This is a genomic window from Rhodococcus sp. MPR-R1B (assembly GCF_058793255.1).
Genome location: NZ_JBXAFO010000003.1, coordinates 26,625 through 51,970, shown reverse-complemented (window position 1 = coordinate 51,970; position 25,346 = coordinate 26,625). Strand labels below are relative to the sequence as shown.

Annotated in this window: 25 protein-coding genes; 19 read left to right on the top strand and 6 right to left on the bottom strand. The window is 62.2% G+C overall.

The genetic code is table 11. From position 1 onward, the window contains the following. Window positions 1–65 precede the first annotated feature (65 nt). The gene (locus AC1Q61_RS05520; protein ID WP_042921628.1) at window positions 66–626 is read right to left on the bottom strand and encodes a TetR/AcrR family transcriptional regulator; all 561 of its coding nucleotides are present in this window, start codon (window positions 624–626) and stop codon (window positions 66–68) included. 157 nt (window positions 627–783) lie between these two features. On the opposite strand from AC1Q61_RS05520, the gene AC1Q61_RS05515 reads away from it, so the two are divergent. The 6 genes from AC1Q61_RS05515 (at window position 784) to AC1Q61_RS05490 (ending at window position 6,813) form a co-directional block, all read left to right on the top strand. Further along, entirely contained in the window at window positions 784–1,755 is a 972-nt protein-coding gene (locus tag AC1Q61_RS05515) for a phosphotriesterase family protein (RefSeq protein WP_030536044.1), read from the top strand. Window positions 1,756–1,758: 3 nt separating this feature from the next. Further along, on the top strand, window positions 1,759–3,414 hold the full coding sequence (locus AC1Q61_RS05510) for an AMP-binding protein (protein ID WP_215516141.1): 1,656 nt from the start codon (window positions 1,759–1,761) through the stop codon (window positions 3,412–3,414). Between the two features lie 250 nt (window positions 3,415–3,664). Then, window positions 3,665–5,056 (top strand): MFS transporter, encoded by a 1,392-nt coding sequence (locus AC1Q61_RS05505; RefSeq protein WP_058038323.1) that lies wholly within the window; start codon window positions 3,665–3,667, stop codon window positions 5,054–5,056. A gap of 68 nt (window positions 5,057–5,124) precedes the next feature. After that, window positions 5,125–5,799 carry a TetR/AcrR family transcriptional regulator gene (locus AC1Q61_RS05500; RefSeq protein ID WP_003943027.1) on the top strand — a complete coding sequence of 225 codons (675 nt, stop codon included), beginning with the start codon at window positions 5,125–5,127 and terminating at the stop codon, window positions 5,797–5,799. A 38-nt stretch (window positions 5,800–5,837) separates the two neighbouring features. Beyond that, on the top strand, window positions 5,838–6,470 hold the full coding sequence (locus tag AC1Q61_RS05495) for an HAD family hydrolase (protein ID WP_064687843.1): 633 nt from the start codon (window positions 5,838–5,840) through the stop codon (window positions 6,468–6,470). Window positions 6,471–6,525: 55 nt separating this feature from the next. After that, window positions 6,526–6,813 (top strand): putative quinol monooxygenase, encoded by a 288-nt coding sequence (locus AC1Q61_RS05490; protein ID WP_492651191.1) that lies wholly within the window; start codon window positions 6,526–6,528, stop codon window positions 6,811–6,813. Window positions 6,814–6,887: 74 nt separating this feature from the next. On the opposite strand, the gene AC1Q61_RS05485 is transcribed toward AC1Q61_RS05490, so the two are convergent. Then, the gene (locus tag AC1Q61_RS05485) at window positions 6,888–8,390 is read right to left on the bottom strand and encodes a class I adenylate-forming enzyme family protein (protein WP_007730820.1); all 1,503 of its coding nucleotides are present in this window, start codon (window positions 8,388–8,390) and stop codon (window positions 6,888–6,890) included. Window positions 8,391–8,527: 137 nt separating this feature from the next. Here AC1Q61_RS05485 and AC1Q61_RS05480 point away from each other — a divergent pair, with 137 nt between their 5' ends. After that, window positions 8,528–9,208, top strand: coding sequence for a TetR/AcrR family transcriptional regulator (locus AC1Q61_RS05480; RefSeq protein ID WP_007730821.1), 681 nt, complete (start codon window positions 8,528–8,530; stop codon window positions 9,206–9,208). A 73-nt stretch (window positions 9,209–9,281) separates the two neighbouring features. On the opposite strand, the gene AC1Q61_RS05475 is transcribed toward AC1Q61_RS05480, so the two are convergent. Further along, window positions 9,282–9,758, bottom strand: coding sequence for a MaoC family dehydratase (locus AC1Q61_RS05475; protein ID WP_003942878.1), 477 nt, complete (start codon window positions 9,756–9,758; stop codon window positions 9,282–9,284). A gap of 157 nt (window positions 9,759–9,915) precedes the next feature. Here AC1Q61_RS05475 and AC1Q61_RS05470 point away from each other — a divergent pair, with 157 nt between their 5' ends. The 12 genes from AC1Q61_RS05470 to AC1Q61_RS05415 all read left to right on the top strand — a co-directional run bounded on the left by AC1Q61_RS05470 (window position 9,916) and on the right by AC1Q61_RS05415 (window position 22,131). Then, the gene (locus tag AC1Q61_RS05470; RefSeq protein ID WP_003942864.1) at window positions 9,916–10,737 is read left to right on the top strand and encodes an SDR family oxidoreductase; all 822 of its coding nucleotides are present in this window, start codon (window positions 9,916–9,918) and stop codon (window positions 10,735–10,737) included. Beyond that, a complete protein-coding gene (locus AC1Q61_RS05465; protein ID WP_030536038.1) occupies window positions 10,734–11,537 on the top strand; it encodes an enoyl-CoA hydratase-related protein in 804 nt (267 codons plus the stop codon). The genes AC1Q61_RS05470 and AC1Q61_RS05465 overlap by 4 nt, the downstream gene beginning before the upstream one ends. Continuing rightward, the gene (locus AC1Q61_RS05460) at window positions 11,524–12,744 is read left to right on the top strand and encodes an acyl-CoA dehydrogenase family protein (protein WP_019745701.1); all 1,221 of its coding nucleotides are present in this window, start codon (window positions 11,524–11,526) and stop codon (window positions 12,742–12,744) included. The genes AC1Q61_RS05465 and AC1Q61_RS05460 overlap by 14 nt, the downstream gene beginning before the upstream one ends. A gap of 1 nt (window position 12,745) precedes the next feature. Continuing rightward, the gene (locus AC1Q61_RS05455; RefSeq protein ID WP_007730827.1) at window positions 12,746–13,528 is read left to right on the top strand and encodes an SDR family oxidoreductase; all 783 of its coding nucleotides are present in this window, start codon (window positions 12,746–12,748) and stop codon (window positions 13,526–13,528) included. Beyond that, the gene (locus AC1Q61_RS05450) at window positions 13,521–14,555 is read left to right on the top strand and encodes a phosphotransferase family protein (RefSeq protein ID WP_039973187.1); all 1,035 of its coding nucleotides are present in this window, start codon (window positions 13,521–13,523) and stop codon (window positions 14,553–14,555) included. Before AC1Q61_RS05455 ends, AC1Q61_RS05450 begins: the two co-directional genes overlap by 8 nt. 45 nt (window positions 14,556–14,600) lie before the next feature. Next, a complete protein-coding gene (gene fabG / locus AC1Q61_RS05445; protein WP_042446291.1) occupies window positions 14,601–15,359 on the top strand; it encodes a 3-oxoacyl-ACP reductase FabG in 759 nt (252 codons plus the stop codon). A gap of 34 nt (window positions 15,360–15,393) precedes the next feature. Continuing rightward, window positions 15,394–16,587: an acyl-CoA dehydrogenase family protein gene (locus AC1Q61_RS05440; protein WP_030536036.1), complete on the top strand. Its 1,194-nt coding sequence runs from the start codon at window positions 15,394–15,396 to the stop codon at window positions 16,585–16,587. Further along, window positions 16,584–17,681, top strand: coding sequence for an acyl-CoA dehydrogenase family protein (locus tag AC1Q61_RS05435; RefSeq protein ID WP_042921584.1), 1,098 nt, complete (start codon window positions 16,584–16,586; stop codon window positions 17,679–17,681). Before AC1Q61_RS05440 ends, AC1Q61_RS05435 begins: the two co-directional genes overlap by 4 nt. A 31-nt stretch (window positions 17,682–17,712) precedes the next feature. Continuing rightward, on the top strand, window positions 17,713–18,696 hold the full coding sequence (locus tag AC1Q61_RS05430; RefSeq protein ID WP_003943088.1) for an NADPH:quinone oxidoreductase family protein: 984 nt from the start codon (window positions 17,713–17,715) through the stop codon (window positions 18,694–18,696). Window positions 18,697–18,776: 80 nt separating this feature from the next. Continuing rightward, window positions 18,777–19,976, top strand: coding sequence for an acetyl-CoA C-acyltransferase (locus AC1Q61_RS05425; RefSeq protein WP_492651192.1), 1,200 nt, complete (start codon window positions 18,777–18,779; stop codon window positions 19,974–19,976). Continuing rightward, window positions 19,973–20,758: a RhlG family 3-oxoacyl-ACP reductase gene (locus AC1Q61_RS05420; protein WP_020909426.1), complete on the top strand. Its 786-nt coding sequence runs from the start codon at window positions 19,973–19,975 to the stop codon at window positions 20,756–20,758. Before AC1Q61_RS05425 ends, AC1Q61_RS05420 begins: the two co-directional genes overlap by 4 nt. 173 nt (window positions 20,759–20,931) lie before the next feature. Next, window positions 20,932–22,131, top strand: coding sequence for a glycoside hydrolase family 183 protein (locus tag AC1Q61_RS05415; protein ID WP_492651193.1), 1,200 nt, complete (start codon window positions 20,932–20,934; stop codon window positions 22,129–22,131). A gap of 22 nt (window positions 22,132–22,153) precedes the next feature. Here AC1Q61_RS05415 and AC1Q61_RS05410 read toward each other — a convergent pair whose 3' ends face one another. From AC1Q61_RS05410 to AC1Q61_RS05400, 3 genes are all read right to left on the bottom strand, one after another. Continuing rightward, window positions 22,154–24,193, bottom strand: coding sequence for a YhgE/Pip family protein (locus AC1Q61_RS05410; RefSeq protein WP_492651194.1), 2,040 nt, complete (start codon window positions 24,191–24,193; stop codon window positions 22,154–22,156). Window positions 24,194–24,326: 133 nt separating this feature from the next. Next, complete coding sequence (locus AC1Q61_RS05405) at window positions 24,327–24,923, bottom strand: SRPBCC domain-containing protein (protein WP_492651195.1); 597 nt, start codon at window positions 24,921–24,923, stop codon at window positions 24,327–24,329. Next, window positions 24,920–25,297 (bottom strand): ArsR/SmtB family transcription factor, encoded by a 378-nt coding sequence (locus tag AC1Q61_RS05400; protein ID WP_019745690.1) that lies wholly within the window; start codon window positions 25,295–25,297, stop codon window positions 24,920–24,922. Before AC1Q61_RS05400 ends, AC1Q61_RS05405 begins: the two co-directional genes overlap by 4 nt. Window positions 25,298–25,346 lie beyond the last annotated feature (49 nt).

The following is a 25,346-nucleotide window of genomic DNA, read 5'->3' as shown; positions in this document are numbered from 1 at the left end:
TCATCAGACGTCTGAGGACTCGGGTGGCCGGTGTGTCGCCGTAGTGTTCACGCGGTCGAAGCGTGTCAGTTGCGGGTGACGCCGAGGAGCAGTGCGATCAGGTCGAGAGCCGTCTCGATCTCGGCCTTTTCTCGGCCGAGCAGGGGGGCGTAGAGGTGTACGTCGCAGATGCGGACGAGGGCTTCGCCCAGTACTTGCGGCGAGAGCGTGATCGTCAGCTGGCCGGCGTCGACCTGGGACTGCAAGATTTCGGCGGTGATGGAGGCGGAGATCGATTCGATGGAGCCGGGCATCATCGCGAGTTTGATGAACACCATCGGTTCGCGTTTGGTCAGCGCGCGCAGTTCTGTCGACGATTCCACCGATCGCATGACGCGGCCGAAGACGTCGAGAATGTACTCCGGACCTTTCCCCGACGCCTGTGACATCGCCTTTCGGTATGTCCGTTCGGTGGCCTCGGCCAGCACTGTTCCGAGCAGTTCGTCGCGGTTGCCGACCCAGCGGTACAGCGTCGCGCGGCCTACGCCGAGACGTTCGGCGAGCAGTGACATGTCGAGTGGTTCCTCCGCGAGGTACATGCTCGCGGCGGTGTCGATCGCGCGTCGGCGTTCGAGGTCGGTAGGCATCGGGACATTCTCTCCGGTTGTCCGGTACTGCACAATTTCGGCCGTTGAAAAATGGTGAGCCTCGGGGGATCGAGCCTATTGACGAACCTGGCCACGTGAGACACACTAGCTCATTGTCTCATGTTAGTGATGGCGATCACAGTCAGGGGTTCGATCGATGAGTTCAGTACAAACCGTTCGTGGGCCGGTGGATACAGCCGATCTGGGAAAGGTGTTGATGCACGAGCATGTCTTCGTTCTGGGTGAGGAGTTGCGCCAGAACTACCCCGACTACCCCGAACCCTGGGACGAGGAAGTGCGGGTAGCGGACGCAGTAGCAAAGCTGACCGAGGTGAAGTCCCGCGGAATCAGCACGATCGTCGATCCCACAGTGATCGGCCTCGGCCGGTACATTCCGCGAATCGTCCGGATCAACGAGCAGGTCGATCTCAACATCATCGTTGCTACCGGCATCTACACCTACAACGACATTCCCTTCCAATTCCATTACACCGGACCGGGATTGCTGTTCGACGGCCCCGAGCCGATGGTCGAACTGTTCGTCAAGGACATCAGGGAAGGAATCGCCGGAACCGGTGTCCGAGCCTCCTTCCTGAAGTGCGCCATCGAGGAGCCGGGCCTTACCCCCGGCGTCGAGCGGGTCATGCGCGCGGTCGGACAGTCGCAGGTGGAAACGGGAGTGCCGATCACCGTGCACACCAACCCGCACACTGAATCCGGGCTGGTCGCGCAGAAGGTTCTGGCCGAAGAGGGTGCGGATCTGACCAAGGTGGTCATCGGTCACTCCGGCGACACCACCGATCTCGATTACCTGTGTGCGCTGGCCGATGCCGGTTCGCTACTGGGGATGGACCGTTTTGGTCTCGAACCGTTCCTGTCGTTCGAGGATCGTGTCAACACCGTGGTGGAGATGGCCCGTCGCGGTTACGCGGAGAAGATGGTTCTGGCACATGACGCGTCGTGTTTCATCGACTACTTCCCCAGTGCTGCAAGAGAAGCGGCACTTCCGAACTGGAACTACACCCACATCAGTGATGATGTCATTCCGGCGCTGCTCGAACGTGGTGTCACCGAAGACCAGGTCAAGGCGATGCTGGTGGACAACCCACGTCGGTACTTCGAGAGCTGAGATATGACCAACGTGTACGAGAGCAAGCCCTGGCTCGCCAATTACGACGCCGACACTCCGCCGAACGTAGACATCGAGCACGTCGACGCCCTCGCGATGTTCCGTGCTTCGCTGGAGCGCGATCGCACTGCCCCGATCATCAGGTACTTCGACAGGACCGTCAGCTTTGCCGAGCTCGACGAGATGTCGGATGCGCTTGCCGTAGCCCTCGCCAAGGATGGAATCGGGTTCGCAGACAGAGTTTCCTTTGTCCTGCAGAATGTTCCGCAGTTCGTGATCGCGACAGTCGCGGTCTGGAAGCTCGGTGCCGTCGTCGTTCCGGTCAATCCGATGTACCGCGACCGTGAGCTGTCCACCGTACTGGCCGACAGCGGAGCGGCGGCAGTCATCTGTCTCGAGTCCTCGGCCGAGACCGTGGCGACTGCGTCCGAGGGCACCGCAGTGAGACGGGTGATCACCACGTCGGAACTGGATTTTCAGTCGCGCGACGATGAACGGATCTTCGGTTCGGCGTCCAGGATTCGGCACGATGGATTTCCGGATCTACTGGAATTGATCGAGGCTCATCGAGGGCAGAAGCCCGAGAAGGTCGATCTGTCCCCGGAAGACCTTGCCTACCTTCCCTATACGTCAGGGACAACCGGCCCGCCGAAGGGGTCGATGAACTCGCACGCAAATGTCGTGTTCGCAGCGCAGATCTATCGGGACTGGCTGGGGTTGCGCCCCGGCGGCGCGATGTTTGCGGTGGCGCCACTGTTCCATATCACCGGGTTGATCGGGCACGTCGCGGCTCCACTCCTAGCCGGCGCGCCCACGATTCTGACCTGCCGATTCCATCCCATCGTTGCAGCGGAGTCGATTTCGGAGCATCGGGCTACCGCGATCATCGGAGCGATCACCGTATTCATCGCGTGGACGGACAGCGCGGCAGTGTCGAAGGAATCGCTGAGCAGTCTCGAATCGGTGTATTCGGGTGGAGCGCCGATCCCGCACGCGGCGTTGGAAGCGTTCCGGTCGAAGTTCGGTCACTACATTCACAACGGCTACGGGCTGACCGAGACGAACAGCCCGGCAATCGTGGTGCCGAATTCGCGTGAAGCGCCGGTAGATCCGGCGTCGGGGGCCGTTGCTGTCGGCGTACCGGTATCGAATACGTACGCCGAGGTGGTGGACGAGAACGACAAGCCGGTACAGGTCGGGGAGTACGGCGAGATCGTGGTCTCCGGTCCCCAGGTTGCACTCGGATACTGGAACAAGCCGGACGAGACCGCACATGCCATGCCGGACGGGCGTTTTCACACCGGCGACATCGGATTCATGGACGGCGACGGTTGGTTTTACATCGTCGACCGGACGAAGGATCAGATAAATGCCTCGGGCTTCAAAGTGTGGCCACGCGAAGTGGAAGATGTTCTCTACGAACACCCTGCCGTACGAGAGGCTGCTGTCGTCGGTGTCATGGATCCGTATCGCGGCGAAACCGTGAAGGCCTTCGTGTCCTTCAAGGACGGTGCCGAGGCGACCACCGAGGATCTGGTCGAGTTCTGCAAGGAAAGGCTTGCAGCATACAAGTATCCACGCATCGTCGAGGTCATGAATGACCTGCCGAAAACAGTGAGCGGCAAGATTCTTCGTCGTGAACTGCGGGTACCGAACTAGATCTACCTGACAAACGAATTGCCGGCCGCCGACAAGGTGAGCCGGCCATTCGTCGTGGTGGCTGACGAGCATCGGTAGGGGATTTAGTCCCCTATGCGGCAATGCATTTCAGTGATTGACATCACTCTTTTTGTATCGCAGACTGATCGCAACGCCACAGAGTTGAAGTTGGTGTCAGTTTCTACTTCTGGCCCGGTTCCGCTTCTCAACTCCCGGCGCGACGAGCGTCCGACCCATCGAGGAGTAACCCATGACGAGATCGGCAGTGGATTCGAACACGCAGGCAGGGGGCCTGTCCGATCAGGAACGGAAGAAGAAGAAAGCGCACCGCAAACTTCTCGGCGCGGGACTGCTCGGCAGTTCCATCGAGTGGTACGACTTCTTCTTGTACGGAACGGCTGCGGCACTGGTCTTTCCGCATGTGTTCTTCCCCGATTCATCCGCACTGATGGGCACATTGCTCTCGTTCAGTACGTTCTGGGCCGGCTTCGTTGCCCGCCCCATCGGCGGTTTGGTCGCCGGACACTTCGGCGACAAGTATGGGCGTAAGCCCGCTGTCGTCACCTGCCTGTTGCTGATGGCCGTCGCGACGTTCCTGATCGGCGCGATCCCGAGTGCGTCGGCAATCGGCGTCGTCGCTCCGATTCTTCTGGTGACACTGCGATTCATCCAAGGTCTCGCCTGCGGTGGCCAGTGGGGCGGAATCGTCCTTCTCCTCACCGAATCCGCGAGTCCCAAGAAGCGCGGATTCTCAGGCACTTTCGGTCAGATGGGTGTCTCGTTCGGTGTAGTGCTGGGCAACCTGGTCTTCCTCGTCGCGACCGCGACCATTTCCAATGATGCATTCCTGAGCTGGGGTTGGCGAGTTCCGTTCTTCGCCAGCGCGCTGCTCTTCCCTGTGGTTCTGTACATCCAGACGAAGGTCGAGGACACGCCGGAATTCCTCGAGTTGCAGGAAGACGCCAAGAAGAACCAAAAGGACGTCGTCGTTCAGGCTCCACTGGCGCAGGCGCTCAAGGATCACTGGCGCAAGATTCTGCTCGGTTGCGGACTTCTGGCCGCCACCAATGCACTGTTCTACATCAGCATCGCCGGCGTGCTCAGCTACGGCACAACCGAACTGGGGTTGAAGCGGAACTCACTGCTCATCATCTCGCTCCTGAGTGCGTTGCTGACAGTCGGTGTGGTGCTGTGGTCCGGGAAGATGTCCGACAAGATCGGTCGTCGTCCGATGATCCTGATCGGCGCCGCGGCGATCGTGGTCTGGGCATTCCCGTACTTCTGGTTGATCAACACCAAGTCCCTGCCGCTGTTCTTCATCGCGGTGACAGTCGGCAGCGTGTTCCAGTCGATGACCTACGGGCCGATCGCTGCGTACATGGGTGAGCTGTTCGCGCCCAACGTGCGTTACTCGGCAGCATCGTTGGCGTACCAGCTGGCGGCGATCACGGTCAGCGGTGGTACTCCGTTCATCATGACGGCACTCATCGCGAAGACCGGGACCACTACATGGGTTGCCGTGTTCGTAGCCCTCATGGGTCTGGTGACCTTCTTCAGTGCCTGGGTGCTGAAAGAGACCAACCCGAAGGAAGTTCGGGACGATCCGAACGCAATTCCGGGCGCGCACCTGTACGCCAAGTAACTCTTTCGGTTTCGAGTAGACACCCGCTATCGGTCACCGGTAGCGGGCGTCTGACGTATAACTGGAGCATGGCTGCAGCACGCACAGGCTCCGAAGATGCTTCGTCGACAGTGTCACGGGAACTCCCCTCCACTCAGCGTGGTTTGCGTACGCGTCGAGCGTTGATCGATGCGGCCCGCACCGTTTTCGAACGGTCCGGCTATCTGGACTCGCGGCTGATCGACATCACTGTGGAGGCGCAGTGCTCGGCCGGTACCTTCTACACCTACTTCGCGAGCAAAGAAGAGATCTTCGCGGCAGTGATGGAGTTGGCACGCGAAGACATGATGCATCCGGGTATGCCGCACACTCCGAAAGGCGCGGATCCTGCTGAGGTCATCGCGGCGAGTAACCGCGCGTACCTCGAGGCGTACCGACGGAACGCGAAGCTGATGGGACTGCTCGAGCAGGTAGCAAGCATCGATCCGGAGTTCCGGGTTCTCCGCCTCGAGCGTGCTGACGCGTTTGTTCGACGCAACGCGCGCAGTATCGAGAAGCTGCAGAAAGCCGGACTGGCGGACGCGAATCTGGATCCGCTACTGACGTCTCGGGCACTCTCCGGGATGATCAGTCGACTTGCGTTCGGGTACTTCGTATCCCGCGGCGGCGAGGACGGCGCCGCCGGAGTGACCTTCGACGGTCTGCTCGATACGGTCAACCGGTTGTGGATCAACACTTTACAATTCTCGCTGCGCCAAAACTGATGTTGACGCCGGGTTCATGTTTGGTGTCTGATGGAGCAATGACACCTACGCGTACGGCAGTGCTCGTCGATTTCGGTGGAGTTCTCACCTCCAGTGTTCTTCAGGCCTTCGAAGACTTCGGGGCCTCGCTTGGGGGCGACCCACGACTTCCGTTGACCCTGCTCTCCCGCGACGACGTCTCGAAGCGACTGCTCTCCGATCACGAATCCGGAAAGATCGACCAGGAGGCCTTCGAAGCAGGATTCGGGGAACGGCTACGAGCGCACGGCGCCGTCGTGGACAGCGAAGGATTGGTCGACCGTATGCAGGCCGGGCTTGTCCGAGACGAAGAGATGGTGCGACTGATTGCGGACGTCCGAGCGGCGGGTCACCCTGTTGCGCTCGTGTCCAATGCTTTCGGGCGTGATTGCTACGCGGGTTTTGTGCTCGAGGACCTCGCCGACGAAGTGGTGATCTCCTCGGAAGTCGGGATTCGTAAGCCCTCTCGTCAGATCTACACCATCGCGTGCGAGCGGCTGGGTGTAGCGCCCGAAGGCGCCGTGATGATCGACGACCTGCAACAGAACCTCGACGGCGCGGCACGATTGGGGATCGCCGGCATTCTCCACACCGATGCGGAAAGCACTCGCAGTCAGTTGGAATCGACGTTCGGACTACTGCCCATGCAGTGAAACTGTAGGTCCTCGGTAACACTCGAATACTGCTGGAACACTTTTGGAGGAATGAATGATTGCTGTCATCGCGGATATCACCGTCAAAGACGGAAGCGGCGAACAGTTCGAAGCCGTAGTCGCCGAACTTGCCGATAAGGTGCGCACGGAAGAGCCCCGAACGGTTCTGTATCAACTGATCCGCTCGAAGACGGATACGAATTCCTACAAGTTCATGGAGCTGTATCAAGACAGTGCTGCGATCAAGGCCCATGGATCGTCCGAGCATTTCCAGGCCGCGGGAAAGGCGATGGCGCCCTTCCTCGCAGGCGCCCCGCAGATCGAGTACTTCGACGCACTCTGAGCGTATGGACAGGGCACTCTGAGCGCATGGACAGGTGAACCCCGGCGAAATCTCGCCGGGGTTCACCTGTGTTTTCAGTTCTGCTTCTGGGCGAGGAGTTCGGTGCGGTCGATCGATCGCTTGAGGATCTTTCCCGTCGAACCCTTCGGGAGCGCGTCGATGAACTGGACGACCCGCGGAATCTTGTAGGCGGACAGACGTTCCCGAGCCCAAGAGGTGACGTCATCTGCTTCGAGGTCGGAGCCTGGGCGCACGGCCACCACCGCCGCAACCTCCTCGCCGTAGTAGTCGTCGGGTATACCGATCACCGCGGCCTCGATGATGTCGGGGTGCTGGTAGAGCACCTCTTCGACCTCGCCTGGATAGACGTTGTATCCACCGCGGATGATGAGGTCCTTGACGCGGTCGACGATGCGAAGGTCACCGTCGGCGTCGGTCTCGCCGAGGTCTCCGGTGCGGAACCATCCGTCGTCGGACAGGACGGCGGCCGTGTCGGCCGGGCGCTTCCAGTAGCCCTTCATGACCGTCGGTCCTTTGATGAATACCTCGCCCACTGTGCCTGCCTGGCAGACATTTCCGTCGTGATCACGGACCTCGACCTCGGTGCGCGGTACGGCGCGGCCGGTGTATCCGATCTTTGCGACGCGGTCGATGCTGTTGAAAGTTCCGAATGCGCTCGTCTCGGTCAGGCCGTAGCCCTCGAGGATTGTGCAGTTGAACCGTGCTTCGAAGGCGCGAGCGACTTCACCGGGAAGTGATGCGCCACCGGAGATTGCGATCCGCAGTTGTTCGAAGTCGGAGCTGTCCACGTCGGCTGCGGCGTGCAGCATGGCATTCCACATGGTGGGGACGCCGGCCATGATGGTGAGCTTGTCCCGACGCACCAGATCGAGCATGGCGGCCGGGTCGAACCGGGCGAGCAGGGATAGTGATCCGCCGCCGGTGAAGGTTGCCATCATGACCGAACCCTGGCCGAAGATGTGAAAGAGCGGCAGTCCGGTACCGGTGCGGTCCGAGGGATTTCCGCGGCTGCTCTCGGCGCCGATCTCACCGGCAGACAACAGATTCCCGACCGTCAGCTGAGCGCCCTTCGGACGTCCGGTGGTACCGGAGGTGTAGAGAATCGCCGTGGTGTCCGCTGTGTCGCGGTCGACCACCGTTGCCGGTGGATGGTCGGCCTTCGCCGATTCTTCGGTGAGCGTCCACACCGGGACGCCGCGCGCACTCCCTGCATCCTGAACTGCGGGACCGAGCTGGTGCCAGGCGATCGCCAGCGAAATCTCGGCGTCGTCCAGTACGTACTCGACTTCGGGTTGCGCCGACATCGTGTTGATGGGCACCACGACACAACCTGCAGCCTGAATCCCCATGTACGCCACGATGAATTCAGGCACCGACGGCGCCGCGAGCAGAACCCGGTCGCCGATGCTCAACCCTTCGTCGCGAATGCGGCCGGCAAACGCCAGAGACGCGTCGTGGAGCTGTCGGTATGTCCAATGATTATCCGTGCCGCGAATTGCAATATTTTCCGGAGTGGCTTCCGCGTGACGGGTCACCGGGTCGAGAACGCTAACCATGGTTCTGCCTTTCGGGAGGAATCGACCGATTGTGTGTCCTGGGTCTCACCAGAGCGTACACTTGAATCCGGCGTCAACATCGAGTCTGCTGGGATTGTCCCGAAAATGATGTTGATCGGAAGGATGAGGAGCGCACCGTGCTCGACGACGAATCGCGAATTGCCGCCTTACCGGTGGCTCCGCCCGCGCTGCTCCGGGATCGACCGACCACCGAGCGGGGGACACGCACGCGTGCGGCATTGGTTGCTGCTGCCCGTAAGGTTTTCGAGCGCAGTGGCTATCTCGATGCACGTTTGATCGACATCGCAAAAGAAGCCGGTTGCGCGACGGGATCGTTCTACACGTACTTCGCGAACAAGGAAGAGGTGTTCGCCGCCGTCCTCGAGGTCGCGCGAGACGACATGATGCACCCGGGCATGGGACGCGTTGCGAGCGCGGACGATCCGTACGCCGTGCTCGAGGCAAGTAATCGAGCGTATCTGGCCGCGTATCAACGCAATGCGAAGTTGATGGGGCTCATGGAGCAGGTTGCTCACATCGACCCGGAGTTTCGGAAGTTCCGCAGCGAGCGTGCCAATGCGTTCATACGCCGTAATGCCCGCGGGATTGCAGATCTGCAGTCCCGCGGCATCGCGGACACGACGCTGGATCCGATGACGGCGTCGATTGCTCTGTCCGGCATGGTGAGTCGACTCGCCTACAGTCTGTTCACCCTTCGTGAGGGTGAGGTGGACGGGCGTTCACCGGAGTTCGATCAGATTGTCGCCACTGTGACCGATCTGTGGGCGAACGCTCTGAAGTTCCCCGACCGTCTCTGACGAGGTGGGCCGCCCCGGCTGCATCGATGTTCGAGCGGCCGGGCGTCCCAGTCTCGGTTCAGCTCTTATCGGTTCAGCTCTTTTCGACGACGCGAGCGACGGATTCGGCGACCACGACGGGCTTGTCGGAACCCTCGCGCTCGACCACCTGGCTCATCTTCACTTGGATTCCGCCGGGCAACTGCTCCGCGGACACGACGGTTGCGCGCATCCGGACCCGGGATCCCACGGGAACGGGAGCGGGGAAGCGAACCTTGTCGTAGCCGTAATTGAGGCTGTGGGCGAAGCCGTCGAAGTGGATGAGTTGGTAGGAGAACTGGGGTCCTAGTGAGAGGCTGAAGAGTCCGTGCGCGATCGTGCTGCCGAGCGGGCTCGATGCGGCTCGTTCCGGGTCGACATGAATCCACTGATGATCGTTTGTGGCTTCGGCGAACGCGTTGATGCGCTCCTGGGTGATGTCGTACCACTCCGTCGGGCCAAGTTCCTGGCCGATGAGCTTCTCGAGCTCGGCGAAGGTGGACGGGCGGACGGGCAATTGGTTTTCAGTCATCGTTATCCCTTTACTCGCAGTTCAGGAGGACGGAACGGGCCGTTCGGGTGACCGTCGCGATTCGACGGTTGAAACTGACGCCGGATTCAACTATACATGAGGGGAGACGTGGATCACTGTCAGCGCGTAGGTATGACGCAAGCGAGAGGAATCGCTCATGAAGGTTGCCCAGAAGGTAGCAATTGTCACCGGTGGCGGCGGGGGAATCGGCGGTGCACTGGCCGAGCGACTGGCTGCCGAGGGTGCTCGCGTCGTAGTGGCTGACCTGGACGGGGCAGCAGCTTCGGCAGTAGCAGAGGCGATCAACGCGGAGCGTCCCGGAGCGGCCGTGTCTGCCGGTGGCGACGTCTCCGACGAGACGGTCATTGCGGGCCTGATCGCGCAGGCGGAAAAGGAATTCGGCCCGGTCGACCTCTACTTCGCCAATGCCGGCGTTACCGGTGGCATGGGCCTCGACATCAGTGAAGACGTCTGGGACACGACGATCGACGTCAACGTTCGCGCCCACATTCGCGCTGCCAGGCTCCTCGTCCCCGGCTGGACGGAGCGCGGGGAGGGCTACTTCATCAGCACGGCCTCTGCGGCCGGCTTGCTCAGTCAGGTCGGGTCCGCCGCGTACTCGGTGACCAAACATGCCGCGGTCGCGTTTGCCGAGTGGCTCTCGATCACCTACGGAGATCAGGGTGTTCGCGTCAGTTGCTTGTGCCCGATGGGCGTCAACACCAAGCTTCTCTACGAAGGTGAGAACTCCGGCGATCCGGTCGGCAAGGCCGCAACCGGAGCCGTGCTTGCGGCAGGCAATGTTCTCGAGCCTGCCGAATGCGCCGAAATCGTTCTTGCGGCAGTGGATGCCGAAGAATTTCTCATCCTTCCGCACAAGAACGTGCTGGACATGTACCGGCAGAAGGGCGCCGACTACGACCGTTGGCTGCGCGGGATGCGCCGGTACCAGGCGTCGCTCCTCGCGGGAACACGATGACCGAGGAACTCGTCCTCTCCGAGCAGAGAGGAGCGGTGCTGGTTCTGACATTCAATCGGCCCCGCGTTCTCAACGCGTGGACCAACGAGCTCGAAGATCAGTACTACGACTTTCTGGCCGTGGCAGACGAAGATCCCAGTGTCCGAGCAATTGTTGTCACCGGCTCCGGCCGAGGATTCTGCTCGGGGGCTGACCTCGGCAATTTGAAGAACGTCGGCGAAGTCTCCGAAAGTGATCTTGTCCGGCCGCGAGACCGTCATTTCCCGACCACCATCCGCAAGCCGCTGATCGCTGCCGTCAACGGCGTCGCCGCCGGGCTCGGAATGGTCGAGGCTTTGTACTGCGACGTTCGTTTCGGTTCGAGCGCAACACGATTCACTACCGCGTTCGCGCGTCGAGGCCTGATTGCGGAGTACGGCATCTCCTGGATGTTGCCCCGCTTGGTCGGGCACAGTCGAGCAGTCGATCTTCTGCTTTCCAGCCGGATGGTGGATGCCGACGAGGCGTACCGCATCGGTCTGGTCGACCACCTGGTCACCGGCGGTGACGTTCTGGATGCGGCGATTGCTTACGCCGAGGACATCGCGGCCAACTGCTCGCCGACGTCCCTCTCCGTCATCAAGTCGCAGATGAGTGCCGATGCGCACTCGACCTTCACCGATTCCGCCAGGCGTGCGGAATCGCTGATGCTGAACGCATTTCACGGCCCGGATGTCGTCGAGGGCGTCAACAGCCATCTCGAACATCGAGCCCCCAATTTTCCTTCCCTCTCTGTCAGGAGTTCACATGTCAGTGTTTGAGTTCTCGGATCGCACCAAGAAGTACCAGGCCGAACTGCTCGATTTCATGGACAAGCACGTTTACCCGGCCGAAGCGGTCTACGAAGAGCAGATGCGTGAGTCCGGTAACCCGCACTTTCAGCCGCCGATCATCGACGACTTGAAGAAGGAAGCCAAGGCCCGCGGGCTGTGGAACCTCTTCCATCCCCATCCCGAATGGGGCCCCGGCCTGACCAACCTGGAATACGCACCGCTCGCGGAGATCATGGGCCGCAGCCACCTGGCCTCCGAGGCCACCAACTGCGCCGCTCCGGACACGGGAAACATGGAGGTGCTCACGCTCTTCGGCACCGACGAGCACAAGGAGAAGTACCTCAAGCCGCTTCTCGAAGGCGAAATTCGTTCCGCTTTCGCGATGACCGAGCCCGAGGTTGCCAGCTCCGACGCCACCAACATCCAGCTCCGTATGGACCGTGACGGCGACGAGTACGTGCTGAACGGCCGTAAGTGGTTCGCTTCCAACGCCTTGCACCAGAACTGCAAGGTTCTGATCGTCATGGGTAAGACCGACTTCAATGCCGCCACCCACCGTCAGCAGTCGATGATGGTCGTGCCGATCGATGCTCCCGGCGTCACGATCCTGCGCAACCTGCCGGTTTTCGGCTACCAGGACCGCGAAGGACACGGCGAGATCACTTTCGAGGACGTGCGCGTCCCGGCCAAGGACATTCTCGCCGGTGAGGGTGAAGGATTCGCGATCAGCCAGGCCCGCCTCGGCCCCGGCCGCATCCACCACTGCATGCGTGCAATCGGAATGGCCGAGCGCGCACTGGAACTGATGTGCAAGCGCGCATCCACCCGCATCACCTTCGGGAAGCCCGTCAGTGACAACGCGAATATCCAGGACTGGATCGCCGAGGCTCGTATCGACATCGAGATGGTTCGACTCCTCACGCTCAAGGCCGCACACATGATGGACACGGTGGGCAACAAGGAAGCGCGCACCGAGATCGCAGCCATCAAGGTTGCGGCACCGAACATCGCGCTCAAGATCATCGACCGCGCCATCCAGGTTCACGGCGGTGGCGGCGTCACCGACGACTTCCCGCTCGCGATGGCTTACGCCCACATGCGCACCCTTCGCCTGGCCGACGGCCCGGACGAGGTGCACAAGCGCGCCATCGCCAAGCAGGAACTGCGCAAGTACCGCGAAGTCAAGGCGAACTGACATGGCAGGACTGGATCTCACAGGTAAGACGGCAATCGTCACAGGCGCATCGCGGGGCATCGGCCTCGCGACCGCGCAGGCGATTGCGGCGGCGGGCGGAAACGTCGTACTGACTTCGCGCTCACAGGAATCCGCAGATGCGGCTGCCGCGCAGGTGAACGGCAACGCGATCGGCGTCGGCGCTCACGCGACGGACGAGGATGCTGCACGCAAGTGCGTCGAGCAGACGATCGAGCGTTTCGGCAGTCTCGACATCTTGGTGAACAACGCGGGCACCAACCCGTCGTTCGGGCCGATCATCAACCAGGATCACTCGCGCTTCGCCAAGACTTTCGACGTCAACGTGTGGGCTCCAGTCCTGTGGACCGGCCTCGCAGCGCGGGCCTGGATGGGCGAGCACGGTGGTTCCGTGGTCAACACCGCTTCGATCGGCGGCATGGCGTTCGAGGCGGGAATCGGTACGTACAACGCGTCGAAGGCTGCTCTGATCCACATCACCAAGCAGTTGGCGCTCGAGTTGTCACCGAAGATTCGTGTCAACGCCGTTGCGCCGGGAGTGGTGAGAACCAAACTCGCCGAAGCTCTGTGGAAAGAACACGAAGAAGCGGTGTCCGCGTCGACTGCTCTCGGACGCATCGGTGAACCCGAGGACGTGGCCGCTGCCATTGCCTTCCTGGTTTCGGATGCAGCCCAGTGGATCACCGGCGAGATCATGACCATCGACGGTGGCCAGTTGTTGGGTGACGCACTCCCGTTCCGGCAGGGAGCGTCCGTCGGTGGCTAGCGTCGGAGTAGTGGGACTCGATACCGAAGCGGTCACCGGGTGGATCGCAGGCCTGGGGATCGACTTTTCCGGGCCGTTGTCCTTCGATCGAATCGGCTTGGGGCAGTCGAATCTCACGTACCTGGTTCGCGATCAGGACGGCAATCGCTGGGTGCTACGACGCCCACCGCTGGGGCATCTGCTGGCCTCGGCTCACGACGTGGCGCGTGAGGCTCGAATCCTGAGCGCTCTCGAATCCACCGACGTGCCTTCGCCGCGAGTATTCGGGTTGACCGAGGATCCTGCCGTCACCGAAGTTCCGCTGCTCCTCATGGAATTCGTGGACGGCGAAGTGGTGGACCGAATGCCTCTTGCGGAGGCGTTGTCGGAAGATCGTCGCCGGGCAATCGGAATCTCGCTCGCTCAGACGCTGGCGAAGATACACGCCGTCGACCTCGAGCAGGCCGGTCTCGACGACCTGGCAAGCCACAAGCCCTACGCTGCACGGCAGTTGAAGCGTTGGGGAGGTCAATGGGAACAGTCGAAGACGCGGGAATGCCCTGATCTCGACGATCTCACCCGACGCCTGATTGCAGCCCAGCCGGATCACACTGAAACCACGTTGGTGCACGGCGACTTTCACCTACGCAATGTGATCACCTCGGCGAGCAACGGCGAAGTTGTCGCGGCCCTCGACTGGGAACTGTGCACACTCGGTGATCCGTTGGCGGACGTCGGAAGCTTGTTGGCGTACTGGCCGGCGGCTGGTGAGAATACCGGCGGCGATTTCCCGGCCTCGGCACTCCCGGGATTCCCCTCGCGAGAGGAGATCTCCCGGATCTATCTCGAGGCCACCGGACGGGATCCTGCTGCGCTGAAGTTCTGGCACACATTGGGACTGTGGAAGATTGCCGTGATCGCCGAGGGCGTGATGCGTCGCGCCCGCGACGAACCGCAGAATGCCGCCGAGAGCGGAACTCCCACCGTGGAACGTATTGACGCCTTGGTCGCCAAAGCCAGGGAAATTGCAGATCAGGCCGGGATCTGACGAGATCGTCCGGTGTCCGTCGAATCACGAAAGTATGGAGGGCCAGTGAGCCAGGAACGTAGAACCGCAATTGTCACGGGTGCAGCACGCGGAATCGGTGCGGCAGTAGCGAAGCGACTGTCGGAAGACGGTTTTGCCGTCGCCGTGCTCGACCTCGACGAAGCGGCGTGTGCCGGAACCGTCGACGCGATCAAGGCCGCAGGCGGACAGGCGCTGGCCGTCGGCGCTGACGTCTCCGACGAGGCTTCGGTCGCCGCAGCGGTGGATCGTGTGGCCGCAGACCTGGGTGCACCTACCGTGCTGATCAACAATGCCGGTATCACTCGCGACAACCTTCTGTTCAAGATGAGTGTTGCCGAGTGGGATTCGGTGATGAACGTCCACCTGCGCGGAGCGTTCCTCATGTCGCGAGCGGTGCAGAAGTACATGGTGGAAGCGAAGTTCGGCCGCATCGTGAACCTCTCGAGCACGTCGGCTCTCGGTAATCGTGGACAGGTCAACTACTCCGCTGCGAAGGCCGGAATGCAGGGCTTCACCAAGACATTGGCCTTCGAGCTGGGCAAGTTCGGCGTGACCGCGAACGCTATTGCCCCCGGATTCATCGAAACCGAGATGACCGCCGCAACGGCCGAGCGCATGGGCGTCGGCTTCGAGGACTTCAAGACCGCTGCCGCTTCGCAGATTCCGGTCAATCGCGTCGGACAGCCCGAGGACATCGCGCACACCGCGTCGTTCTTCGTCAGCGAAGGCGCGGGCTTCGTTTCCGGTCAGGTCGTCTACGTCGCCGGTGGACCGAAGGACTGACCGTCCGCTCACCGCTCGAACCGAAGGAATGGGCATGGCTTTCGACGAAGAGGCAGTATCGCGTGATCTCACCGACAAGGTGAACACGCTTCTCGCGGAGAACGATCCGAACAGCGTGTCGGTATCGGATTTCCTCGGCGCACGATTCGACGCCGGACTGGCGTGGGTTCATTTCCCCGAAGGTCATGGGGGACTCGGTGTACCGCAGAGCTTTCAGCGTCAGGTGAACGCTCAGCTGGAGGCCGCCGGCGCACCCGGCCCGGCCACCGGCAAGAACGGGATCGGACTCGGCATGGCGGCACCGACCATCGCCGCCTTCGGTACCGAGGAGCAGAAGCAGAAGTTCCTGCGCCCGTTGTGGACTGCGGAGACGGTCTACTGCCAGCTGTTCAGTGAACCGGGCGCAGGTTCGGACCTCGCGGCCGTCGCCACCCGCGCTGTCCGCGACGGCGACGACTGGATAGTCAACGGGCAGAAGGTATGGACGTCGGGTGCGCAGAACGCGCAGCTGGCGATTCTGGTGGCCAGGACTGATCCGTCGCGCTCCAAGCATGCGGGTCTGAGCTACTTCATCTGCGACATGACCGATCCGGGCGTCGACGTCCGTCCGCTGCGCCAAATCACCGGCGAGGCCGAATTCAACGAGGTATTCCTCACGGACGTCAGGATTCCGGACGCCAATCGCCTCGGAGCCGAAGGTCAGGGATGGAAGGTTGCGACCACCACCCTGAACAACGAGCGGGTTGCCATCGGTTCGGGCGCACCGCGTGAGGGCGGCATGATCGGAAAAGTCGCTCAGGCCTGGCGTGACGAGCCCGAGCTGCGTAATCCGGCGATGCACGACGAGTTGATGCGGCTCTGGACCGAATCCGAAGTTGCGCGTCTGACCGGTGAGCGACTGCGCCAGCAGCTCGCCGCCGGCCAGCCCGGCCCCGAAGGCTCGGGAATGAAGCTCGCGTTTGCCGGTTTGGCTCAGCAGATTTCGGGTTTCGACCTCGAGCTGCACGGCGAAGCCGGTCTGCGCTACGACGACTGGACGCTGCGTCGACCGGATTCCGTCGACTTCACCGGGCGTGAACCCGGATACCGGTACCTGCGAGCCAAGGGCAATTCGATCGAGGGCGGAACGTCGGAGATCCTGCGCAACGTCATCGCAGAACGTGTACTCGGGTTGCCGCCCGAGCATCGCGTCGACAAGGACATCGCCTGGAAGGACTTACCCCGATGAGCGCCGATCTGTTGTACTCCGAGACCGAACAAGATCTGCGAGCCAGCGTCAGACGACTGCTGAGCGAGCGGGCCGGCGCCGACACCGTGGTCACGGCGTACGACGACGTGTCCGCCGACTTCACCGGGCTGTGGAAGTCGCTGGCGTCGGAACTCGGTTTGGCGGGACTGCTGGTACCCGAGGAACTGGGCGGGGCAGGTGCGTCGACGCGTGAGGCGGCGGTCGTGATGGAGGAGATCGGACGTGCGGTCGCTCCCGTTCCGTTCTTCACCAGCGCGGTGCTGGCGACGACGGCGTTGCTGAAGGCCGGCGAGACCGAGGTGCTCGGTCAATTGGCAGCGGGGGATTCGACGGCTGCTCTGGTCGTCCCGTTGTCCACTGCACCAGGAACTTTCACACCTACTGTCAAGGCAACGGCGAGTGGACTCGTCGGCAGCGTCACGACGGTTGCCGGCGTCGCCGAGTCCGATGTTCTTGTTGTTCCGGTTGCCGGTGAGAGCGGCCTGGAGCTGCATACCGTTCGGATCGCCGACGCTACCGTCACGCCGGTTCTGTCCCTGGACATGACGCGCCGATTGGCGGACGTCGAGTTCTCGGGTTCGTCGTCGGTCCGTGTCGACAGCGGCAATGCGGCGCAAGCGGTTGAGGAAGCGTTGCTCTGCGGAAGCGCACTTCTGGCGTCCGAACAGTTCGCTGTAGCTCAGTGGTGCCTCGAAACGACTCTCGCGTATGTGAAGGAGCGCAAGCAGTTCGGCCGGGCGATCGGTTCGTACCAGGCGATCAAGCACCGCCTCGCCGATCTCTGGCTCGAAGTCAGCTCTTCGGGCGCGGCAGCACGCTATGCGGCGGACACCTATTCACGCGGCGACGCCGATGCGGCGATCGCAGCGACGGTGGCCCAGGCATTCTGCAGCGGCGTCGCGGTTCATGCTGCGGAGGAGTGCGTCCAACTTCATGGTGGTATCGGAATGACGTGGGAGTATCCGGCGCACCTGTACCTCAAACGGGCGAAGAGCGATCAGCTGTCGCTGGGAACCGCGTATCAGCATCGGGCACGCCTCGCCGAGTTGGTCGACCTCCCGATCTCGTCCTGAAACTCACCCACTATCTGTCTGGAGAATTGCTGTGAAGGCTTGGCGCGTCAACGAACTCGGTCAACCCCGCGATGTGCTCGCGTTGGAGGAGACCGCGGATCCCACCCCGAATGCGACGGAGATGTTGGTCAAGGTGCTGGCGGCTCCGGCCAACTTCCCCGACGTCCTCATGTGCCGGGGTGAGTACCAGATCAAGCCGCCGCTGCCCTTCACACCCGGTGTCGAACTGTGTGGTGAAGTGGTCTCGGTCGGTGAATCGGTGACCAAATTCGCAGTGGGGGACCGGGTGATCGGTAATCCGAGTCTGCCGTCCGGCGGATTCGCCGAGTACTCGGTACTGGATCAGAACAACACGTTCCCGGCGCCGTCGGCTCTCGACGACGCGGAAGCATCCGCTCTGAGCATCGGCTATCAGACAGCGTGGTTCGCTCTGCATCGCCGCACCCAACTGCTCGAGGGTGAGACATTGTTGGTCCACGCTGCTGCGGGTGGTGTCGGTAGTGCGGCAGTGCAACTCGGCAAGGCGGCAGGCGCCAAGGTGATCGGTGTCGTCGGCGGCCCGGACAAGGCCGAGTACGCGCGCAAGCTCGGCGCCGACCTCGTCGTAGACCGTCACAGTGAGGACTTCGTGGCAGCGGTCAAGGAGTTCACCGGCGGCAAGGGCGCCGACGTGGTCTTCGATCCGGTCGGCGGCGACGCCTACGCGAAGTCCACCAAGTGCATCGCCTTCGAGGGACGGATCGTCATCATCGGCTTCGCCGGTGGCACGATCCCGCAGCCGGCACTCAATCACGCTCTCATCAAGAACTATTCGATCATCGGACTGCACTGGGGGCTGTACAAGGCCTACAACCAGCAGGCCATCGACGACTGCCACGTCGAGCTCACCAGGCTCGCCGATGCCGGCTTGGTCAAACCACTGATCAGTGAGCGGCTGTCGTTGACGGACGTTGCCGACGGTATCGGTCGCCTCGGCGACGGCACCACTGTCGGTCGCGTCGTGTTCCAGCCCTGATTCTTTGCTGTGCGCCTTTATTAACCCCCGGCGGTTAATAAAGGCGCACAGCACTTCGTGTTCGACGAAAGGTTTCCCCGATGAGGCAAGCTGTCATCGTTTCCACCGCCCGTACCCCGATCGGTAAGGCGTACCGCGGCGCGTTCAACAACACTCAGGCTCAAGAGCTTGCTGCACATGCCATTTCGAATGCAGTTCAGCGCGCGGGCCTCGAGGGCGGCGAGGTCGAGGACGTCATCCTCGGCGCCGCGCTGCAGCAGGGATCTTCCGGCGGCAACGTCGCACGGCAAGCGGTGCTGCGGGCCGGGCTTCCGGACTCGGTTTCCGGAATGACGATCGATCGTCAGTGCTCGTCCGGGCTCATGGCCATCGCGACCGCAGCAAAGCAGATCGTGGACGACGGAATGCAGATCGCGGTCGGCGGCGGAGTCGAATCGATCTCGTTGGTCCAGAACGATCATATGAACAACTTCCGCGCGGCTGATCCGTGGCTGAAGGAAAACCAGCCGTCGATCTACATGCCGATGCTGCACACGGCCGAGATCGTCGCCGAGCGCTACGGAGTGACCCGCGAGCAGCAGGACGAGTTCGCGCTCGTCTCGCAGCAGCGAACCGCAGCAGCTCAGAACGCAGGTCGGTTCGATCTCGAGATCGTCCCGCTGCCCTCGATCAAGCAGGTGCAGGACAAGGAGACGGGTGAGATCCGCAGCGAGTCCGTGACGCTGACCCTGGACGAAGGCAACCGCGCTTCCACCACATTGGAAGGGCTGTCGAGTTTGCGACCGGTTCTGGCCGACGGGACTGTCAGTGCGCATTCCTCCATCACTGCGGGCAACTCGTCTCAGCTCTCGGACGGTGCCTCCGCTTCGGTGCTAATGGAGGCAGGCGAGGCGGAACGCCGCGGGTTGGCTCCTCTCGGTATCTACCGTGGGATGGCTGTCGCGGGTTGTGCTCCCGACGAGATGGGCATCGGACCGGTGTTCGCGATTCCGCGTCTGCTGGATCTTCACGGACTGAAGGTCGACGACATCGATCTCTGGGAACTCAACGAGGCCTTCGCCTCTCAGGCCCTGTACTGCCGCGACAAGCTCGGGATCGATCCCGAGAAGTACAACGTCGACGGCGGCGGTATCTCCGTCGGCCATCCGTACGGAATGACGGGTGCTCGTCTGGTCGGCCATGCTCTTCTGGAAGGAAAACGGCGCGGAGCCAAGCTCGTGGTGGTGACCATGTGCATCGGCGGCGGCATGGGTGCTGCCGGGCTTTTCGAGGTCGCATGAGCTTGATCGAGGGACTGTTCGACGTCAGTGGCAAGACCGTTGTGGTCACCGGTGGATCACGCGGCATCGGATACATGATCGCTCGCGGATTTGTCGAAGGCGGAGCGACGGTCGTCATTTCGGCCCGAAAAGCCGAAGCCTGTGACGAAGCCGCGCGAGAGCTTTCGGAGTTCGGCACCTGCATTTCGCATCCGGCCGATCTGTCCACGGACGAGGGGATCGAGAGCCTCGCTGCGAAGGTCGCCGAGATTTCGCCGACGCTCGACGTACTGGTCAACAACGCCGGTGCCACGTGGGGAGCTCCCGTCGACGATTTTCCGGCCGCCGGCTTCGACAAGATTTTCGACATCAATGTCAAGGCAATCTTCCTCTTGACGCAGAAGCTGTTGCCGCAGTTGCGTTCTGCAGCCACTGCGGAAGATCCCGCGCGCGTGATCAATATCGGATCGATCGACGGACTCGTGGTGTCGGGTTCGGAGAACTTCTCGTACGGAGCCAGTAAGGCTGCGGTGCACATGTTGACGCGCAAGCTCGCGGCAACGCTTGCGGGGGAACAGATCACGGTCAATGCCATTGCGCCGGGCCCGTTCCCGTCGAAGATGATGGCATTCCTCCTCGAGGACGAGCAAAGTGCAAAGGCTGTGGCGGACTCGGTCCCGTTGGGCAGGGTCGGAACTCCCCAGGATGCTGCAGGTCTTGCCATTTTCCTGGCTTCACGTGCCGGGGCTTATCTGACCGGCGCGGTGATTCCACTCGACGGCGGTGCGAGCGGAGCGCGCTGACCTACTGACTGATCTTCTCTGTCCGAAAAGGCCTGAAAGTCTGAAATACTATGACTTTCAGGCCTTTTCGCGTCTTTGTCTGATTGGGTTATCTGTGACTGCAGTTGCTAGATTGTCCGAGGTTCGGGGGGAACGACGACGACAACACCAACAATCCCGGCCATGGGGGAGTCATGTTTCGCGCGGGGAGATCGTTGGGGGTGTTCGGGGTAGTTGCTGCTCTGGCAGCTGCTGCCGTCACGGCGCTGGCTTCGCCGGCGATGGCTGCGCCGGGATGCGTCGGAGTCAGTGGCGTCGGTAGTAGTGGAGGTCCGGCCAATGCGGCGCCGTGGCTCAACGGCAACACCGGAGGGTTGCCAGGTCTGTCCGGTCGTACTACCGCGATCGAAAAGATCACCGGCACATACAGTCCCAACAAGACGGTTGATCGCTTCAATGTCCTGGGAACCGACCTGGGCATCATGTGGGACAACGGTGCGGGGCAGATTCTGACCGCTTTCGGCGATACCACCGGGCTCAGTCGTAACCCCACCTGCGACGGTTTGGTGGGCGAGTGGCGAAGTAATGTGCTCTTCCGCAGCTCGGATCGGGTACTCGCCGACGGGATGCGCATCGACAGCGCGCCGAAGGACGGTACCGGTCAGGCGCGTGAGATCATCTCCGGTCTGAAGATTCCGGGCGTCGAGGCTTCCAGTATCCCCACGAGCGGCATAGCAGTGAACGGTGTGCAGTATCTGAGCTACATGTCGGTGCGCAACTGGGGCGAGGCCGGGCAGTGGAGTACAAACTACTCACAGATTGCCACCTCCTCGGACAACGGCGAGACGTGGACCATGCGTCCGGAGACGCTGCGCCCCAATATCGGTGGGGTTCTTCCCGCGGGTGTCGCCCCCGTCGCCGGTAGCGAGAACTTTCAGATGAGCTCGATGGTGAAGGACGGCGGGTTCGTCTACAACTACGGAACCCCCGCGGGACGATCCGGCGAGGTTCGACTTTCTCGCGTGCCCGAGGGGGCGATCCTCGATCTTTCCGCCTACGAGTACTGGAACGGAAACGGCTGGATCCGAGCTGATCCCGCTGCGGCCGTACCCGTCATGGGCGGCCGCATCGGGGAGATCTCCGTTCAGTACAACGAGTTCCTCGGCAAGTTCGTGGCGATGTACGCCGACGCGTTCAGTTCGATCGTGATGCGAACCGCTCCCAGTCCGGTCGGTCCGTGGACGGCACCGGAAACATTGGTCAATCTGGTCGAGGTTCCCGGTATCTACGCTGCATACATCCACCCGTGGTCCAGTGGTTCGGATCTGTACTTCCTTGCCACCACGTGGGCCGACTACAACGTCATGTTGATGCGTACGACGCTCGTTCGCTGATCCGGCTCACGCTTGCGCAGATTTACATTTGCGTTGGTTGGAGGTACACGATCTCCTCGGTGATCGGCGCGTCGTCATCGGCGTCGGTCGGCGGTTCTTGTCGGCGGCGCCACCAGATGGTGAACAGGACGGCTCCGATCACCAAGGCAGCCAGAGCGATTACCGCCACCCAGAATTTCGGGCCGTAGTATCCGACAAGGACCATGCGCATGGCGTTGCGCGCCCACGTGAGTGGCATCAGAGCGTGCAGCCACTGCAGAACCGTCGGCATCTGTTCGATGGGGTATACCGCGCCGAAGGCGAAGATCTGAATCATCAAGGCGCCCAAAGCGATGAAGGTTCCGTTGACGGCTCCGAACACAACGGTGAAGAGCCTGCCCGAGCTGACCGCGGCGGCACCCACCAGGATCATCACTGCGATCATCGCCAGAACACTAGGTGGTTCGACGTTTGCCACGGTCAGTGACACCACCGACAACACGAGCGCCGCGACCAAGGTGACCAGGGCGGGAATGCGGTAGCGGCGCAGCCCCTCACGCACCACGCTGGTGTGCGAGTTCAGTGAACGTCCGCGTCGTGGACGGACGACGAACCACGTGAGAATTCCGCACAGGAACAGTGCCACCGAGATCACGGCAGGGACGGCTCCCGGTCCGAAACCGGCTGCGGGATAGTTGTTCCGCGCGTCGACGGCAACCGGGGACGAGAGCAGATTGGCTGTGGTGGCGCGTTCGTCGTCCGAGAACTGCGGCACCTGGGCGGCGCCGTCGGACAAACCGGTGGCGAGTTCTGCGCTGCCCGCGTCGAGCTCGCCGACGCCGGCCGATAGCTGCCCGAGACCGTCACGGAGCGCAATACTTCCGGTGTCCAACTGCCCGAGGCCGGTGGAGAGTTCCTGTGCGCCGGTAGCGAGTTGGCCTGCGCCGTCGGACAGTTGGCCTAGTCCCGTGTTGAGTTCATCTGCACCGGCCGCCGCGGCAAGAAGCCCGCCACGGTAGTCGCTGCTCGGATCGGTGAGTTGGCGCGAGATCTCCCGCGCACCGTCGCGAAGCTGGCCGAGCTGACCGATCACGTCGTCGTCCGACGGTTGTGCAGTCAGGGAAGCCCGCAGTCCACCCAGGGCTTCGACGAGTCCGGCGGAGACCGGATCGGCCGAGTTTCGAAGCATCGACGTGAGGGCGTCGATCTGACCGGCGACGGCGTCCGAGGACCCCGCGAGGTCGAGTACCGGGGTGGTGACCATGTCGACCACTTCGCTGATCTGACGGGCTCCTGCGCCGAGTTCGTCGGTTCCCCCGACCAACTGGTTGAGTCCGCTGCTCAGCTCGCCCGAGCCTGCAGCAGCTTCGTTTGCTCCAGCAGCCAGCTCGCCGGCTCCGGCGGCCAGCTCCTTGCCGCCTTGATTCGCTTCACCCATGCCGGTGGCGAGTTCCTTGCTTCCGGCGTAGAGCTCGTTGGTTCCGGCGAGTGCTTCGGAGGATCCGTCGGAGAGTTGTTGCGCGCCAGCGGCTGCTTCACCGAATCCTGTTCCGAGTTCACCCAACCCGACCAGCACCTGGTCGATGGACTGCTCGCCGATCGACTCGGAGACCGCCGAGCGCACCTGAGCGATGATGCTTTCACCGACCGGGCCGGCGACCAGACTGTTGTAATCGTTGTACAAGACGTCGAGTTCGGCCTTGCGGCCCGAACCCGATGCGGCACTGGCCACGTCTGCGCTGAAAGTCTTGGGAATGACGACCGAGAAGTAGTAGGTGCCGTCGTTGACGCCGTCGGCGGCTTCCTGTTCCGAGACGACCTTCCATGCAACGTCTCCGCTCTCGACGAGCGCGGCAACAACTTCATCGCCGGCTTGCAGACGTGTTCCGTCGAGTTCTGTGCCGGCATCGGCGTTGACGATGGCGACGGGCAAGCGGTTGACCGTGTCGCCCGGATCCCACAGTGCCCACATGTAGAACGCCGCAATCGACAGCGGTGCGATGACGAGGACAGCGAGAACTGTCCGGATGATGTGCGTGCGTCGCGTCGTGGCCGCGTTGTCGACTACGGGTTGTGGCGCCATGTGGAGCTCTCTTCTCGTGGACCGAAGCAGTTGTGGCACGAAAGGAAGCCACCAAAACTGCTGGACATACGTCCAGCTCGGTCACGATACAAAGCAAACGGCCATCCTGTGACCGTTTTCGAAGAATTGGGCGTTATCGGCCGCCGTGCTCTGCCTCGATCTTTGCCCACTCCCACCCTCGGAAGTTGGCCAGACGAAGCTCCTCTGCTTCGTCGAAGGTGTACCACTCAGTGCTCGGCGCATCAGGGAGAGTGCCGCGCAAGTATTCGCCCAGGTAGTGAAGTGGGCCTTCCCAGCCGGTTCCGACGCCGTAGCAGCCGGTGTCCGGGTCGTTACGGAAGACATCGGCGACGGAGGCGTGCTCCAACTCGAGCCAGGTGGCGTCCGGGCCGTCTGCAGTCAGCCGGATCTCGACCTGATCGCTGTATCCGCGATCGCCGGGCGGTGTCCACTGCAGTCGCAGCAGGTGTGGGGCGTCGCAGGCCAGGATCTCGCCACTTGCCTGGCCTTCGAAGGCGTACGAGCCGCCCACCTGGAAGTCTCCGCTCACCGAAAGGAAGAAACGGTTGATGCGGTCAGGGGTCGTGATGGCGTCCCAGACGTCGTCGACCGACGCGGTGTAGCGGCGCTTGAGTACGGCAGTTCGAGCCGCACCTTCTGCGATGTCGCGGTTGCCCATGCTCCGCTCTACCGCGGTGAGGCTGGTGTCCTGGTTCGCGATCTCGGTCATTGTGAGTCTCCTTCGTCGGAAGAATTCGATTGTGAAGATCTGCTCCGCTCGGAGCCGCGTCGTTTCCCTCGTGCGAGTTCTGTGGCCAATGCGTCGAGAGGGCCGCTCCAGAACTGCCGGAATCCGTCGAGCCATTGGTCCACTTCTTGCAATGGCGCGGGCTCGACGGCATAGAGACGCCTGGTGCCTTCGCTGCGGACTGTGGCGAATCCGTTTTCTCGGAGCACTCGCAGGTGCCCGGACGCGGTCGGTTGCGAGATTCCGAACTCCGCTGCCACGACTTCGGCGATCTGACCCGCCGAGCGCTCGCCGCTGGACAGGATTTCCATGATTCTTCGCCGAACTGGGTCTCCGAGAACGTCGAACGCATGCACCAGTCATTTATATCGGCAATGGCCAATATAGGCAAGCGCCGAAACTTGT